14 protein-coding genes and 1 pseudogene are annotated in these 16,011 nt (G+C 62.4%); 3 read left to right on the top strand and 12 right to left on the bottom strand.

The window, feature by feature from the left end; translation table 11 throughout:
* Nucleotides 1-56 precede the first annotated feature (56 nt).
* Both DDF70_RS04570 and DDF70_RS04565 read right to left on the bottom strand, forming a co-directional pair.
* Nucleotides 57-1,046 carry a L,D-transpeptidase family protein gene (locus DDF70_RS04570; RefSeq protein WP_114943687.1) on the bottom strand — a complete coding sequence of 330 codons (990 nt, stop codon included), beginning with the start codon at nt 1,044-1,046 and terminating at the stop codon, nt 57-59.
* Between the two features lie 64 nt (nt 1,047-1,110).
* Complete coding sequence (locus DDF70_RS04565; RefSeq protein ID WP_162820217.1) at nt 1,111-1,881, bottom strand: extensin-like domain-containing protein; 771 nt, start codon at nt 1,879-1,881, stop codon at nt 1,111-1,113.
* 131 nt (nt 1,882-2,012) lie between these two features.
* Here DDF70_RS04565 and DDF70_RS04560 point away from each other — a divergent pair, with 131 nt between their 5' ends.
* Both DDF70_RS04560 and DDF70_RS04555 read left to right on the top strand, forming a co-directional pair.
* Nucleotides 2,013-2,525 (top strand): hypothetical protein, encoded by a 513-nt coding sequence (locus DDF70_RS04560; protein WP_114943685.1) that lies wholly within the window; start codon nt 2,013-2,015, stop codon nt 2,523-2,525.
* 170 nt (nt 2,526-2,695) lie between these two features.
* Nucleotides 2,696-4,972 carry a CDC48 family AAA ATPase gene (locus DDF70_RS04555; protein ID WP_114943684.1) on the top strand — a complete coding sequence of 759 codons (2,277 nt, stop codon included), beginning with the start codon at nt 2,696-2,698 and terminating at the stop codon, nt 4,970-4,972.
* 121 nt (nt 4,973-5,093) lie between these two features.
* Here DDF70_RS04555 and DDF70_RS04550 read toward each other — a convergent pair whose 3' ends face one another.
* The 10 genes and pseudogenes from DDF70_RS04550 to argE all read right to left on the bottom strand — a co-directional run bounded on the left by DDF70_RS04550 (nt 5,094) and on the right by argE (nt 14,721).
* Nucleotides 5,094-5,531 (bottom strand): hypothetical protein, encoded by a 438-nt coding sequence (locus DDF70_RS04550; protein WP_114943683.1) that lies wholly within the window; start codon nt 5,529-5,531, stop codon nt 5,094-5,096.
* A gap of 327 nt (nt 5,532-5,858) precedes the next feature.
* Nucleotides 5,859-6,182, bottom strand: a complete 324-nt coding sequence (locus DDF70_RS39155; protein WP_425374053.1) for a DMT family transporter — start codon at nt 6,180-6,182, stop codon at nt 5,859-5,861.
* A 212-nt stretch (nt 6,183-6,394) separates the two neighbouring features.
* Nucleotides 6,395-6,679: pseudogene (locus tag DDF70_RS39150) on the bottom strand (EamA family transporter); the annotation flags it as partial.
* A 62-nt stretch (nt 6,680-6,741) separates the two neighbouring features.
* Nucleotides 6,742-7,680 (bottom strand): bifunctional helix-turn-helix transcriptional regulator/GNAT family N-acetyltransferase, encoded by a 939-nt coding sequence (locus DDF70_RS04540; protein WP_114943682.1) that lies wholly within the window; start codon nt 7,678-7,680, stop codon nt 6,742-6,744.
* Between the two features lie 77 nt (nt 7,681-7,757).
* Nucleotides 7,758-8,720, bottom strand: coding sequence for an ABC transporter ATP-binding protein (locus tag DDF70_RS04535; RefSeq protein ID WP_162820230.1), 963 nt, complete (start codon nt 8,718-8,720; stop codon nt 7,758-7,760).
* Nucleotides 8,721-8,758: 38 nt separating this feature from the next.
* The gene (locus DDF70_RS04530; RefSeq protein ID WP_114943680.1) at nt 8,759-9,751 is read right to left on the bottom strand and encodes an ABC transporter ATP-binding protein; all 993 of its coding nucleotides are present in this window, start codon (nt 9,749-9,751) and stop codon (nt 8,759-8,761) included.
* A gap of 11 nt (nt 9,752-9,762) precedes the next feature.
* Entirely contained in the window at nt 9,763-10,716 is a 954-nt protein-coding gene (locus tag DDF70_RS04525) for an ABC transporter permease (RefSeq protein ID WP_114943679.1), read from the bottom strand.
* A gap of 10 nt (nt 10,717-10,726) precedes the next feature.
* Entirely contained in the window at nt 10,727-11,707 is a 981-nt protein-coding gene (locus DDF70_RS04520) for an ABC transporter permease (protein ID WP_114943678.1), read from the bottom strand.
* Between the two features lie 107 nt (nt 11,708-11,814).
* The gene (locus DDF70_RS04515; RefSeq protein ID WP_425374054.1) at nt 11,815-13,368 is read right to left on the bottom strand and encodes an ABC transporter substrate-binding protein; all 1,554 of its coding nucleotides are present in this window, start codon (nt 13,366-13,368) and stop codon (nt 11,815-11,817) included.
* A gap of 198 nt (nt 13,369-13,566) precedes the next feature.
* Nucleotides 13,567-14,721 (bottom strand): acetylornithine deacetylase, encoded by a 1,155-nt coding sequence (gene argE, locus DDF70_RS04510; RefSeq protein ID WP_114943676.1) that lies wholly within the window; start codon nt 14,719-14,721, stop codon nt 13,567-13,569.
* 319 nt (nt 14,722-15,040) lie between these two features.
* Here argE and DDF70_RS04505 point away from each other — a divergent pair, with 319 nt between their 5' ends.
* Nucleotides 15,041-16,006, top strand: a complete 966-nt coding sequence (locus tag DDF70_RS04505; RefSeq protein ID WP_162820216.1) for a threonine ammonia-lyase — start codon at nt 15,041-15,043, stop codon at nt 16,004-16,006.
* Nucleotides 16,007-16,011 lie beyond the last annotated feature (5 nt).

The following is a 16,011-nucleotide window of genomic DNA, read 5'->3' as shown; positions in this document are numbered from 1 at the left end:
AGCATCCCTGCCTGCTCAAGACTTTGCGGCGCCGATGCCCTGTTGCCTGAGAACGCTCAATCGATCAAATCGACCGGCGTCCCCTTCTCGACCATCTTGGACAGGGCCTCCACGTCCCAGTTCGTCAATCTCACGCAGCCATGGGAATAGGCCTTTCCGACCTTCTCGGGTTCCGGCGTTCCGTGAATGCCGTAGGACTCGATGGACAGGTCGATCCAGGTGCTTCCGACAGGATTGTTCGGCCCAGGCTTGATCTCGAACTTCTCCTTCGTCTTGACGCCCTTGAACGCGTAATCCGGATTGTACGTGTAGTTCGGGTTCGGTGCCACGGCGCGAACCTTGTACGATCCGCTGGGCGCCGGCTTCTCCTCGCTGCCGATGGAAGCCGGATAGGTCGCGACCACGTCCCCTTTCTTGTTCAGAACACGCAGGATGTGCTCACTTTTCACGATCTCGATCTTTGCGGCTTTCTCCGCCTTTGCTGAGTCCGACGGCTTTGCCTCGACATTGGCGACAAGGATGGACGTCCCAGCCTTGTCGAACGATTTGCCGGGATTTAAAGCCTTGAGCAGATCCATATCCATGTGAAACTTCTCAGCGAGAAGCTCCTCCGCGCTCGCATAGCCGAGATGGTCGAGCTTGGCTTGGTCCTCCATCTTTTCCGGGATGGCAACGAAGGGGCCTTTCACGTCCTCATCCTTGATCGTGTATTCGATAAGGGCGGGATCGGACGATGTCTCGTTGAGCTTGGCCCAGGATTCCTGATCGAGATCCCCACCGGGTTTGAGATCGTGCGCCGCTTCGAAAGCCTTGAGCGCGTTCCGCAGGTTTTCGCCGCGATGCCCGTCGATGACGCCGGGTGAGAAGCGTGCCCGGTCAAGCAAAACCTGTGCCTTGATGAGGGCCGGTTCAATCTCCTTGCTCCTGCCGCTCTCGGCCGTCCACTCGACCTTGTTCACGGATTCGAGGTTTAGCGTCTGAGGCGCCGCATACGCCGAACTCAACAGACACACGATTCCAAGGGCAACGAACGCAACGCGTTTCATGAACAACTCCACCGGCCATGTCGTGCACAGAAAAGCCGCTGGCGGGGCCCTCTGTTCCCATCGACTATTGGCAAATCCTGTAGTCGCCCTTGCGCTGGCGCAGATCGAGATGAAGGTGGTTGCCGTGGTCCGAATCCGAGCCCGGTCCGAGCACCGTATTGAAGATCGGACAGGCTGCCTTCCGGATCGCAGACTGGAACGTCGCTTCCGGAGAATCCTCCGTATGGCTGCCAATCGCCAGCGCAGGCCGTTTGGCGAACTCGAAACCCATGACGTCGAGCCCATTGCCGAAGGCATGCTCGCTCAGTTTCTCTCCATTGCGCTGGTCGCGGCACTGATAGGATGTGCCGATGAGAAGTTTCGTCGGTGCGCTCTGGAATTGACGCTCGGCCTCGGGACCGACCGACTCGCTCATCCAACGGGCAATGCTCTCGGCCACTGGACATCGCATGAGCGATGGCGGGACGACCGCGACACCGTTGGGCAATGAGGAGACAAGGACCGGGTTGTCGATCCTGCAATCGTTCTCCTTCACGGGCGGGCGGGTCTCGAAGCGCAGCCCGAGTTGTCTCAGGCGCTGGAGACACGCATCTTCGGCCTCGCTTCCGGTCTCGGCCTTTTGTTCGGAAGGAGCTTCATTCTCCGTTGCCTTTTCCGCGCTGGTATCCGGTGTGGCGGAACGGTCCGGCCTCAGCGGGGGCAGCGGCGCGGCCGGGCGATCGGGCCGTGGCGGAGGCAGCGGCGGCGCTGGATCCTGAGCCCAAACGGCCGAAGCGAGCACCATTCCACCCATGGTGCTCATGATCCCAAGTAACGTGCGGCGAGCACGGTCCATGCCGCCTCCTACTCTTAAGCTACCTCTTCCTATAACCCCCATGCGCCAAGGTTGAGTTCCATCTGAGTCTTCGGAGCGCCTTGCTCTCAGGGCCCGACGCCCCACAATTGAAGGATCAGAGGAGGGCCGTCATGAGGGCATTTCCAGTGACGGATATCGATTCCGCTACGAGCTTGTCGCTCGTTTCGACCTTGAGTGGGGACCATGGAAGTCCCTGCACGAAGCGTGTTGCCGAGTTGGTAGACCGCATTGCCAAGCTTCGCGCCGAGCTCGGCGAAGCCGAAGCGGCTTTGGAGCACGAGAAGGCCCGGATGCCGGCCCTTGGCGACTTCGTACGTTGTCCGCTGACCCGCTTCTTCGGACAGGTCACCAAGGTCACTCCCCGGCCCAATGGCAGGCCGTGGGTGGAAATTGTCCCTTATCTCGGCCCGAACCTTCCAGGCCATTCGTCCATGGACCTGTTCGACAGCTGGGAACTGATCGATGCACCGGCGGATGATGGTCCCGAAGGCTCCATGAGGCTGCCCAGGATTGCGCCCTTCATGCATACGACGGCGGCCCTGATCGCCGCCCCCTCCGAAGAGGTCGAGGTGGAAGAAGCGCTCAGGCAACTTTGGGCCCCCTCGAACCGGATCACTTCATAGCGTCGTATCTGCAGAGCGTCACCTGCAACAATTCCGAGCATGTCGCGTTGGCCCTGCGGTTTCGCGCCGCCTGCGAAGCCTGAACGCGTGGCACTGGGGAAGCCTGACTGTGCATGCCTCTCCCCCGACCTGCCACCGCATCGCAATCGCTCGAACAAGGGATGACAGCAATGGCAGACGATGGGCAGAGCGTACGCCTTCAGGTCGCGAATGCCCGGCCGGACGATTCGGGCCGGGGCGTCGCGCGCATGAGCCGACAGGCCCTTGCCGAGATCGGCGTCCAGGAAGGCCAAGCCATTGAGATCGTCGGCAAGCGTCACACGACCGCCATCGCCGTTACCCCCTATCCTGAGGATGAAGGCCTGAACATCATCCGCCTCGATGGCCTGCAGCGCGTCAATGCGGGTGTGGGCAGCGGCGATCACGTGGAGGTGAAGAGGGCGGATGTACGACCGGCGACCCGCGTCGTGCTTGCTCCGGCGCAAAAGGGGCTGCGCCTTCAAGGCTCGGGCGATGCCCTGAAGCGGACCTTCTACCAGCGGCCGCTGACGGCCGGCGATGTGATTTCCACCTCGATCTATTCGCAACGTTCGGCAGGTCAACGATTGCCGGAGGAAATGCGCGGATTTCTCAACATTCCGGCCTACGGATTGCAGGAGATCCGGCTTGTCGTGGTCTCGACCCAGCCGCGCGGCATTGTGCACGTGACGGCAGAGACCGAAATCGAGCTGCGCCCGCAATTCGAGGAGCCGCGAGAGGCGCGCCGTGCCGATGTGACCTACGACGATATCGGCGGCCTCGGCAGCACGGTCGATCAGGTTCGGGAGATGGTGGAACTGCCGCTGCGCCATCCGGAACTCTTCCAGCGCCTTGGTATCGATCCGCCGAAAGGCGTTCTGCTCTACGGACCTCCCGGCACCGGTAAGACGAGGCTGGCGCGGGCCGTCGCCAACGAGACGGAAGCGCAGTTCTTCCACATCGCCGGCCCCGAAATCATGGGCAGCCACTACGGCGAGTCCGAGCAGCGGCTGCGGCAGGTCTTCCAGGAAGCGCAGCAGAATGCCCCCGCCATCATCTTCATCGACGAGATCGACAGTATCGCGCCCAAGCGCGAAGAGGTCACGGGTGAGGTCGAGCGGCGGATCGTGGCCCAGCTGCTCACGCTCATGGACGGGCTCGAGCCTCGCCAGAACATCGTGGTGATCGGTGCCACCAACCGGCGTGAAGCCATCGACGAAGCCCTTCGCCGTCCAGGCCGCTTCGACCGGGAGATCGTCATCGGGGTACCGGACGAGTCCGGCCGCCGGGAGATCCTCGGCATCCATACGCGCGGGATGCCCTTGGCCGAGGACGTGAACCTGGAGGACATCGCCCGTACGACCTATGGCTTCGTCGGTGCCGATCTGGCCGCCCTCGCCCGGGAGGCCGCCATGGATTCCCTGCGGCGCATCCTGCCCGAGATCAATCTCAAGGATGGGATTCCATCCACCGTGCTCGAGAGCTTGCAGGTCACGCGGCAGGACTTCATGAACGCCATGAAGCGCGTTCAGCCCTCGGCCCTGCGCGAGATCATGATCCAGGTGCCTAATGTGACCTGGGACGATATCGGCGGCGTCGAAGAGGCACGCACCCGGTTGCGCGAGGGCGTGGAACTGCCTCTCAAAAGCCCGGAATCCTTCCGCCGCCTCGGTATCCGACCCGCCAAGGGTTTCCTGCTGTTCGGCCCTCCCGGCACCGGCAAGACGCTTTTGGCGAAAGCGGTCGCCCGCGAGGCCCAGGCCAATTTCGTGGCAACGAAATCCTCGGACCTCCTCTCGAAGTGGTACGGCGAATCCGAACAGCAGGTATCCCGCCTTTTCGCCCGGGCACGCCAGGTTGCGCCGACCGTCATCTTCATCGACGAGATCGATTCCCTCGCTCCCGTCCGTGGCGGTGGCATGGGCGAGCCAGCCGTGACAGAGCGGGTTGTCAACACGATCCTGGCGGAGATGGACGGCCTCGAAGAATTGCAGGGCGTCGTCGTCATGGCAGCCACGAACAGGCCGAATCTGATTGACCCTGCTCTGCTCCGGCCCGGCCGTTTCGACGAGCTGATCTATGTGCCGGTTCCTGACGCGCAGGGACGCCGGCACATCCTGGGCATCCACACCAAAGGTATGCCGCTCGGTGCCGATGTGGATCTCGATGCCATTGCCGAGCGAACGAACCGCTTCACGGGGGCGGACCTCGAGGATCTCACCCGTCGCGCGGGCCTCCTCGCCTTGAGGGAGTCGCTCCAGGCGGAGCATGTGACCATGGGCCACTTCGAACAAGCCATGCGCGAGACCCGCCCGTCCGTGACCCCCGAGATGGAGCGGGAATACGAAGACATGCTTCGAACGCTCAAGCAGGAAGGACCACAGCGTCAGTCCATTGGCTTCCTGCCCCTGAGGCAGGCTGCCGAGTAAGCCGCCCGAACCACGGAAGCAAAAGCCCATGGCGTGCCGAGACATGCCATGGGCTTTCTTGTGACGTTCCATACAAAAGCGCGGGCTGAGATGCCCGCGCCTTTAGTCGTTGGATGCGTGCTTAGTAGCCGCAGGCAACCGGAATGCGGGTGTTCCGGGTATTCGGGTCGAGGACGGTACGGCACGGCACGCCATTCACGGTGCGGATCTCATGCGGAGCCGCATAGGGATCGGGGGAACCCATCGGCACGGGCGCGGCCATCATGGGGCCGACCGGCGCGGGAGCAATGCTGCCCGTCGTCACGACATCACCGCCCATGGGGGCCACGATGCCGCTCACCTGACCGGCACAGGCGATCGGAATGCGAGTGTCGCGGTTGCTCGGGTCCAGGATCGTGCGGCAAGGTACGCCGTTGAAGTAGCGGATCTCATGCGGAGCGGCTTCCGGGAAGAGCGATCCGGGCGTTCCGGAAATTGCCGGGGATGATTGCGCCAGAGCGGCACCCATGCCGCCAAGAATCATAAATCCAGCGCCAGCGAAAATCGCGAGCTTCTTCATCAGTGCCTCCAGTGCTTTCATTGAGAAAGGCTGTTCGCCATGTAAGACAGAGGCTAAACGCGCTCGGCGCCGATGGTTTCCAAACGTAATTGCACTACACAGAGTTGTGATTGTCGCATCCGTTCAAAGCAAAGCTTGCCCAGCGTCAAGCTTGAAGGATGCACATTGCGATGACTTATTAGTTTTTTACTCGCCCGACTTAACCTGGCGGTCGCATTGATCTTACGCCACTCGACCTAGCGCCTCACATTCCGCGGCCATCGGGGCGTCCAAAATCTCGGTGTTCCTTGGCAAATGACATTGCCATGCAGACGCGGGTCTGGGCCATCAACTGAGAGCCGGGACCGTTCTGGTTGCAAGCCAAAGCCCGGCCGCGACGCCGACCAGTCCAAGCACAACGCCAAACGTAAAGGTCTCTCCGAGAAGCCAGACGCTGAGCAACGCCGCCGTGATCGGGCTCAACGAGAGGAACACGGTGACCCGGGTCGGAGTGGTGTGCTTCAGCGCCCAGAGCCAGAGAACATAGCCGATCCCGCTCGACAAGCCGATAAACAGAACGGCGGTCCAACCCGACAAATCAAGGCGCGGTTCTTCGGTGAAAAGCCCCTCTGCGCCGGCGGGTGCGGCCAAGAACAGGACCGATGCCAGCATGGCCCAGGCGCCGACGGGCAGGGTTGGATACCGGGCGAGGTAAGTCGATACAGCACTGAGCATATGGCGCCGCACAGAGCCGCGGCGAGCACCAGGACCGCTCCCAGCCATTCACCGTTTGCGTTCTGTACAGTCAGCCGTTCGCCCAAAGCCACGCCGACGCCGATGATCGTCAGGATGACGCCGGCGACCTTTGCGCGGCTGAAGTCTTCCCGTCCCAGAATTGCCGCGATGATTATGGTCATCAGCGGAAAGGTCGAGAACAGGAGAGCCGCTCGGGTGGACGAGATGAACTGGAGCCCGAGGTTCAGAAGCGCAATGAGAATGCCAAACTGCACGATGCCGAGCCCCATGACGACCAGCAGGTCGCGGACGGCGAACCGAACCCGCACACTCATCAGCAACGGTGGGACAAGGCAGAGAACGGCGATGGCATAGCGCAGGAAAGCCAGCGATGCCGGGCCGATATCCTGGACTACGAAGCGCGTCGCCACCATGGCAGCGCCGACCTGGACGCCTGTCGCGGCCGCTGCCATCAGGGCAAGCGCCTCCTGGCGCCTCACAGATCGAGCTCCCAGGTTTGCCCGACAAGATCCTTCCCGAAGGACCTGTGCGCCTCCTCCTTCACCAACCTGAAGCCAGCCGCCCTATAGATACTGCACGCAGCCACCAGCACGTCGTTGGTCCAAAGAGTCAGAGTCTTGTAGCCCTTTGCCTTGGCGAACCCGATGCATTCGCCGACCAGCCGACGCCCGACGCCGAGCCCTCGGGCGGATGGCTCCACATAGAGCAGCCGCAGCTTCGCGACCTCATCGGACGAGCGCACGAGGAAGACGCTGCCGACGATCTCCTCATTCCGCTCAGCGATCCAGCAGCGTTCCCAACGCGGGTCGAAATTCTTGACGAAGGCTGCGGCGATCTCCGCTACCAATGCCTCGAAGGTTTCGTCCCAACCGTATTCCTGAGCGTAGAGCAGCCCCTGCCGGTGCGCGATCCAACCGATGTCACCAATCCGGTGAGGACGCAGGCTATAGGAAGGATCGGACTTCGGACCACCCCCGACCAGACGCTCGACGGTCGACATGGCCTGAACGAGCCGCTCCCGCTCCCCGACCGAGAGTTCCGCCAGCATGGCCGCCACTTGGACAGCAGACGCTTGGTTCAGCGGCGCGAAGGCGACAAAGCCCTTCTCGGTCAGGGAGAGGAGAGACTGTCGTCCGTCATCCTTTGATGGTGAGCGTCGGAGCAAGCCCTTGGCATCGAACCGCTTCAGAAGACGGCTGAGATAGCCCGCGTCGAGGCCAAGTTCCCGTCTCAGGTCGGCGGCCGTCACCGGACCACGATGGGCGAGTTCGTACAGTACCCGCGCTTCCGTGAGCGAGAATGCACTCTCTAGGAGCCCCTCGTTCAAAAGCCCGATATGACGCGTGTAGAAGCGATTGAAGCCCCGGACCTTCTCGATCTGCTCGTCCGTCGGCATTTTCGGCATGTGAGACATGGCGGCCTCCCTGCCGAGGAGAATCCAGCAGATTGTTGACTGAGTCAACTATCCTGAGATTGATATATCCAATGCCTCTAAGCTGCGGCATCCACCGCCAAACGCCCCTCATGGATTGCGTGGCAGGCCACTCCCCCGATCAGCGACGGAATCTCTGTTCGGCACCGGTCGTTGGCAAAGGGGCAGCGTGGGTTGAAGGTGCAACCGGTCGGCGGGTTGATCGGGTTCGGGATCTCGCCGCGCACCGGAATGCGCTGGCGTCCCGTCATCCCCACGTCCGGCACCGCATCCAGCAGCATGCGGGTATAGGGGTGCTTCGGATGAGCGAAGAGTTCACGGCCGTTGGAGATCTCGACGATGCGGCCGAGATACATGACTCCGATGCGGCTTGCCATGTGGCGCACCACGGCGAGGTTGTGGCTGATGAACAGGTAGGTCAAGCCAAGGCGGTCCTGCAGGTCTCGCATGAGATTCAGGATCTGCGCCTGAACGGAGACGTCGAGCGCGGAGGTCGGCTCGTCGCAGACGATAAACTCCGCATTGGAGGCGAGCGCGCGTGCAATGGCGATGCGCTGACGCTGGCCGCCGGAGAATTCATGCGGATATTTCCGGCCGTCCGCCGGGTGAAGGCCCACCAGCGACAGCAGCTCGCCCACTCGATCGGCGATGTCCTTCTCGCTTTCGATCAGACGGAAGGCTCTGATGGGCTCGGAGACGATGCGGTCGACCTGCCAACGGGGATTGAGGCTGGCATACGGATCCTGGAAGATCATCTGGATGCGCCGCCGCAGGCGCTGGCGCTCGGTCGAGGCGGCCCTGCTCGACATGGAGACGCCGTCGATCAGCACCTCCCCGCTCGTCGGCGGCAGGAGGCCCACGACCATCCGGGCCACCGTCGACTTGCCCGAGCCGGACTCGCCGACAAGAGCGAAAGTCTCGCCCTTGGCGATATTGAAGGACACCCCGTCGACCGCCTTCAGGTACTGTTTCTCGCCGCCTTCCAGAACCCGGTTGAGCCAGGGTTTGGAGACGTCGAACACGCGGCGCAGGTCTTTGACTTCGACGTAAGAGCTCTCGGTCACGCGACGGCCTCCGACCGGACGGAAGATTGATCATAGAGATGGCAGGCGACGCGATGCTCGCTCTGCTGGCCGGGCTCGGGCCGCTCGACCCGACAGCGGTCGAACACATAGGGGCAGCGCGGATTGAAGGCGCATCCGGGCGGAATGGCCGAGAGGCGCGGCATCGAGCCGGGAATCTGAACAAGGCGATCCGTATCGCTTTCGAGCGACGGAATCGCACCCATGAGCCCCTTGGCGTAGGGATGAAGCGGGTTCTGAACCACATCGCGCACGGGCCCGATCTCCGCGATGCGGCCCGCATACATGACTGCGACCCGATCCGCCGTTTCGGCGATCACGCCCATGTCGTGTGTGACCAGCATGATGGCTGTGCCATGCTCGCGCCCGAGCCGTTTGAGCAAGGCGATGATCTGCGCCTGAACCGAAACGTCGAGTGCTGTCGTCGGCTCGTCGGCGATGATGAGCTCCGGCTCGGCGCAGAGGGCCAACGCGATCACCACACGTTGGCGCATGCCACCGGAAAACTCGTGCGGATAGCTGTCGATCCGCTTGTCGGGCGCCGGAATGCCGACCTCCGCCAGAAGATCGATGGCGCGCTTTCGGGCGGCAGAGGCGGAGAGATTCGTATGTGTGCGGATGGTCTCGATCAGTTGCTCGCTGACCCGGTAGAGCGGGTTGAGGCTGGTGAGCGGGTCCTGGAAGATCATGCCGATGCGCTTGCCGCGCACCTTGCGCATCTCCTCCGGTGGCAGGTTGTCGATGCGAAGCCCCGACAGCAGGATCTCGCCGCCGGCGATCCGCCCGGGCGGGTCGATGAGACCGATGACGGCGGATCCCGTCACCGACTTGCCGGCGCCGGATTCACCGACGACGCCGAGCACCTCGCCCTTGGCGATGTCGAAGGAAATGCCGTCGATGGCCTTGAGGATTCCGCGCCGGGTGACGAACTCCACGCGCAGGTCGCGGACGGAGAGGACAGGTTGAGCCATGAGCGATCCTCTCATCGCAGCTTCGGATTGAGCGCATCGCGCAGCCAATCGCCGAGGAGATTGATGGCGAGCACCAGCAGCGCCAGGGCGACGCCCGGGAAGGCGATGATCCACCATTCGCCGGAGAACAGATAATTGTTGCCGATACGGATGAGCGTGCCGAGCGACGGCATGGTTTCCGGCATGCCGGTGCCGAGGAAAGACAGGGTCGCCTCCGTGATGATCGCAAGCGCCAGGTTGATCGTGGCGATGACGAGGACCGGACCGAGCACATTGGGCAGCACATGCCGGAACATGATCACGGGAGCAGGCAGGCCGATGAGCTTCGCGGCAGCGATGTAATCCTTGTTCTTCTCCACCATCACAGACCCGCGTACGGTGCGAGCGTATTGCACCCAGAAGCTCAAGCCGATGGAGAAGACCAGCACGGAGAGAGTCGTGACGCCGTCGAGCTGGCCTCCGAGCACCGATTTCACGACGCCATCGACGAGGAGAGCGATCAGGATGGCCGGAAATGTGAGCTGCACGTCGGCGACGCGCATGATGATCGCGTCGGTGGTGCCACCCACATAGCCCGCGATGAGGCCGAGCGCGATGCCGAGGGTCGCCGAGAAGGCGACGCCGAGAAAGCCGACGGCGAGAGAGATCCGCAGCCCGTAGAGAATGGCCGAGAAGATGTCACGGCCCTGTTCGTCCGTGCCGAGCAGGAAGGGCGCCTGCCCTTCTGCGTCCCAGAGCGGTGGCAACCGGCTGTTCAGCAGGTCGAGCTGCGCCGGATCGAAAGGATCCTGCGGCGCAAGACCGGCGAGAACGGCGGCCGCCATGAACAGGACGGTCACGAAGGCTGCCACCATCGTCAGCTTGGAACGCTTGAAGCTCGCCCAGATGTCGCTGTCGAGAAAACGGCCGGCCCACGTGGTCGGTTGGGAATGAGGCGCAGGCGCCGCTTGAATTGCTTCCGCCATCTCTGCCTCCTCAGGCCGGCTGCCGGATCGACGTCCTCAGGCGAGGATCGACGATGGTGTAGAGGATATCGACGGCGAGATTGATCGCCACGAAGATCAGCGCCACGAGCATGAGGTAGGCCGCCATGATCGGTATATCGACATTCTGCACGGCCTGAACGAACAGCAGGCCCATGCCCGGCCACTGGAACACCGTCTCCGTGATGATCGCGAAGGCGATCACGGAGCCGAACTGCAAGCCCACGATGGTGATGACCGGCACCAGGGTATTCTTGAGCGCATGTCCGAAATGGATGGCCCGCGTCGTCAGCCCCCTCGCCCGCGCGAACTTGATGTAGTCGGTACGCAGGACTTCCAGCATCTCGGCCCGGACGATGCGCATGATCAGCGTCATCTGGAACAGACCCAGGGTGATCGACGGCATGATGAGCGCCTTCAGGCCGGACAGGGTGAGAAGCCCGGTCGTCCACCAGCCGATCCGCACGGTGTCGCCACGACCATAGGACGGCAGCCATCCGAGGGTGACGGAGAAGAGATAGATCAGCAGAATGCCGATCAGGAACGTCGGAAGCGAGATGCCGACAAGGGAGACCGTCTGGAATACCTTGGCCAAAAAGCTGTCCCGCTTCAGTCCCGAATAGACGCCCATCAGCACGCCGAAACCTGTAGCGAACAGGGTGGCGCAGAATGCGAGTTCGAGGGTTGCCGGCATGCGCTCGGCCAGGAGCGTCGAGACCGGCTGCCGGAACTGGTAGGACACGCCGAAATTTCCCGTAGCCGCGCTGGTGAGATAGCGCAGGAACTGCACAGGCACCGGGTCGTCGAGACCGAGAGAGCGGCGGACCTGCTCCCGTTCTGCGGCTGGCGTATCGAGGGAAACGATCTGGTTCACCGGATCCCCGGCGAAACGGAACATGGCGAACGAAATGATTCCGACGGCCAGCAGGACGCCGATGGCCTGGAGGGCGCGCCGGATGATGAATGCGAACATGCAGAATCTCTTGATCGCTGCGTCCCGGACAATCCGTCTGCCCGAGAGATTCGAAAGAATTGTCCCGGACAGGGGTAAGCTGTCCGGGACGAGCGATCAGGCGCGAACTATTCCTTCTTCTGCGCCCAGTAGAGCAACACCTGGTTGTCGGCGCGCTGCGGCAGGGTCACCTTGTTCGACACGCCCCAGGCAAGAGCCTGCTGGTGCAGCGGGATGTATCCGTATTCATCGAAGGTGATCTGGAAGGCCTGCTTGATCAGCTGGTCGCGCTTCTCCTTGTTGCTTTCGACCAGGACCTTGTCCGTCAGCTCGTCATGCTGCTTGTTGCAGAAATTGCCGAGGTTCGACTCGCCGCGGGAGGATTGCGGATTGTCGCGACAGCCTTCGATGTCGAACAGCACGTTGTGGCTGTCGAACGTGCCCGGTGTCCAGCCCAGGAGATAGAATGAGGTGTTGTAATTGCCCGACTTCAGCACCTTGCCGAAGTACTGCGCCTTCGGCTGCGCCATCAGGTTCACCTTGACGCCGGCACGCGCCAGCATGCTGACGACTGCCTGACAGATCGCCTCGTCGTTCACGTAGCGGTCGTTCGGGCAGTCCAGGCCGACTTCGAACCCGTTCGGATATCCCGCATCGGCTAGGAGCTTCTTCGCGCCTTCGAGATCGTATTTCGGACGTTCGAAGTCCTTCGAGAAGGCGAAGAGCTGCGGGGCGATCATGAGAGCGGACGGCGTGGACATGCCGCGCATGACGCGGGACTTGATCGTCTCGATATCGATGGCCTTGTAGAAGGCTTCGCGCACGCGCTTGTCCTTGAAGGGGTTCTTGCCCTTCACGTTCGAGAACAGAAGCTCGTCACGGGTCTGATCGAAACCGAGGAAGATGGTTCGAAGCTCCGGGCCTGCGAGCACCTTCGCGTTGGCCGTGCCGTTGACGCGCTGGACGTCCTGCAGCGGAACCGGCTCGATCACGTCAACTTCGCCGGAGAGCAGCGCGGCCACGCGCGTGGCATCGGATGAAATCGGGGTGAAGACGATCTCGTCGAGATTGTGCTCGACCTTGCCCCACCAATCCTTATTGACCTTGAAGACGGTCTTCACGCCGGGCTGGTGGCTCTCGATCTTGAACGGACCGGTGCCGTTGGCATTCAGAGACGCGAAGCTCGGCGTCGTCGCTGCAGCCGGCGTCGGAGCCACGCTGTTGTTGGCCTCCGCCCACTCCTTGTCCATGATGTACCAGGTGTCCCACTGGGCATTCATGATCGGGTTGGGCGACTTCAGCTTCACATCGACCGTGTAATCGTCGACCTTGACCCATTCCGAACCGCTCGGGACGCGCGTCTGAAAGTTGGATCCTTGTGCGCGCACGCGATCAGCCGAGAAGATCACGTCGTCCGCATTGAAGGGATTGCCGTTGTGAAACTTCACGTTCTTGCGCAGGAAGAGCCGCCACGTCAGGCCGTCCTCGCTGATCTCCCAGCGCTCGGCCAAGCCCGGCTCGATCGCCAGATCCTTGCCGCGCTTCGTCAGGCCTTCATAGACGTGGCCGTGATGCGCGATGGTAGTCGTCTCGTTCAAGGTATAGGGATCGAGCGATTTGAGATCACCCTGGTTGGCATAGCGCAGAGTCACGGCCATCGCCGGGAAGGCAACACCGGCCATGAGCGTCGCGACACTCGCGACGAGAAACTTCGAACGGATCGTCATAGTGTATCTTTCTCCTCTGGAGGTCCCGCGTCTTTGCGCGATGTTCTTTCTTGTCGGAAGTCCGGATTTCCCGTTGTTTCTCCCGTCGGGCATGAAGTTAGGCAGGAAAGTGGCCGACGGTCTAGCCCTCACTTGGACCGTCTTGCTCAGCATTTAGGCACAGAGATCGCCGATCAGACGGCGCAGGATTGCCCCTCCGGCCTGGAATTCGCTGACCTCGATGTATTCATCCGGCTGATGGGCCTGCGCGATGTCGCCGGGTCCGCAGACCACCGTCGACCAGCCGACACGCTGGAACAGCCCCGCCTCCGTGCCGTAGGACACCACATGCGTTCCGTTGTCTCCGGTCAGACGCCGCATCAGGCGTTCGGCCGCTCCGTCAGCTTCCGGCCGGAGCCCAGGCACCTCGGCGATGAGTTCGACGGCAACGCCCGTATCAGGCGCAATCGCCTTCATCCGGGGCTCGACGACGTCGCGGATATAGGCCTCATAGCGGGCGAGATAATCCATGGGGCTTTCCGTCGGGATCGCCCGGATGTCGCTGAAGAACCATGCGGAGGACGAGACCACGTTTGCGGCGTTGCCTCCGGCCATCATGCCGCAATGCAGCGTGGTGTAAGGCGGTTCGAATGGATTCGCCGGATCCGCCTTTCGCCGGTTCTCCTCCATCACGTCCTCATGCCAGGCGATCAGACGCGCCGCGTTCATGACGGCGCTCACGCCTTGATCGATTCGGCTGGAATGAACGGCGTATCCCGTCACCTCGGTGCGCAGTTGCACGGACGCCTTGTGCCCCGTCACAACCGCGTGGCGGGTAGGCTCGCCGACAATTACGGCGGAAGGCGCGGGAATGGTCTCCGCCATTGCCTTCACCATCGACGGCGCGCCCCGGCAGGCAATCTCCTCGTCGTAGGACAGAGCGATGTGGATCGGCCGCTTGAGAGGTGCACGCACCATCTCGGGGACCAATGCCAGAACGAGGGCATCGAAGCCCTTCATGTCGGTCGCACCACGACCGTACAGGCGACCGTTCTTCTCCGTCAGCGTCCAGGGATCGGTGGACCAGTTCTGCCCTTCCACCGGCACCACGTCCGTATGACCGGAGAGGACGATTCCACCTTCGACCTGCGGTCCGATCGTCGCGTAGAGATTGGCTTTATCTCCCTCCGGGCTCATGACGAGACGGCTTTCGACACCATGGCTGTTGAGCCAGTCCCGACAGAAATGAATGATGTCGAGATTGCTGCTGGTCGAAACGCTCGGAAAGGCAACCAGACGCGCGAGCATTTCGCGAGGTGACAAGGACATTCGGCACATCTCCATGCGCATCGTGCGGACCCGGAGGGCCGCTAGTGAAAAGTGGATCCGGTTTTCCGCACCCAATGATGCGCCGCTTTAGGTGTTGAGCATCGGGTGCTCCCAAAAGTGCAAATCCACTTTCAGGCCCGATGCTCTTGGGCGAGGCGTAAGCATCGGATCCTATCGAGCCCGCGGTCAAGCCGGTTTTATCGGCGAACATTCAGATCTCTGCCTGTTGACGAAGCAACGACGTCGCTCGCATGATCCCGTCGCCCGCCCTGCCCGCTCATCCGTTCGCACCTCGAACGTCGCTCCCACGGACACCCTCATGACCGCCTTTGACGTTACGCTTTCCGACATCGAAGCTGCCCGCACCCGTATCGCGGGACGGGTCAGGCGCACCCCGGCTTACGAGAGCGCCGATGTTTCCGCTCGGCTCGGCCGGCGCACTGCGTTGAAGATGGAAGCGCTTCAGCTTGCGGGCTCCTTCAAGGTCAGGGGCGTCTTCAACAAGGTGCTGACCTTGAGCGACGAGGAGCGCAGCCGCGGCCTCGTCACCGTCTCTGGCGGCAATCACGCCATCGCGGTCGCCCGGGTGGCGGGAACGCTCGGGCTCGACGCTCTCGTGTTGATGCCGAAGACGGCAGCCCGGTTCAACATCGACCTGACCACGAAGTTCGGCGCCCGCGTAGAACTCTGCGACGATGCTGCTGAAGCCTTCGCCAAGGCCGAGGATTACCAGCGTCAGGGACGGCTCTTCGTTCATCCCTATGACGATCCTGCCATCATCGCCGGGCACGGAACGCTCGGACTCGAGTTCCTCGACGACATACCTGATCTGACACACGTGTTCGTCTCCATCGGCGGTGGCGGCTTCATGTCCGGCGTAGCGGCGGCCCTGAAGGCGAAGCGCCCGTCGCTGACGGTCTACGGCGTGGAGCCAACCGGCGCCCAGACCATGACGGAAGCTCTCAAGGCTGATCAGCCGGTGACGATCCGCCCCACCTCCATTGCCCGGACCTTGGCGGCACCATTCGCCACCTATCGAACGGTCGCTGCCGCCAAACTTTTCCTCAAGGAGATCCTGCTCGTGGACGACGAGCCGGTCATCGCCGATGTGAGCTGGCTGCTCCAGACGGAGAAGCTCCTCTGCGAGCCTGCCGCGGCCTGCGTCCTGACCGCCGCCGAGACCGTCGCTCCCACTCTGCCGGACGACAGCGTCATCGGCCTCGTGCTCTGCGGGTCGAATCTGTCCCTGGAGGATCTCGACGCCTGGCGCCGTCAATCCGTCTAGATTGA

The organism is Microvirga calopogonii (assembly GCF_003347665.1).
GTDB classification, from domain to species: domain Bacteria; phylum Pseudomonadota; class Alphaproteobacteria; order Rhizobiales; family Beijerinckiaceae; genus Microvirga; species Microvirga calopogonii.
The sequence above is the reverse complement of the archived record's forward strand: the minus strand, read 5'-3'. Positions and strand labels throughout refer to the sequence as shown.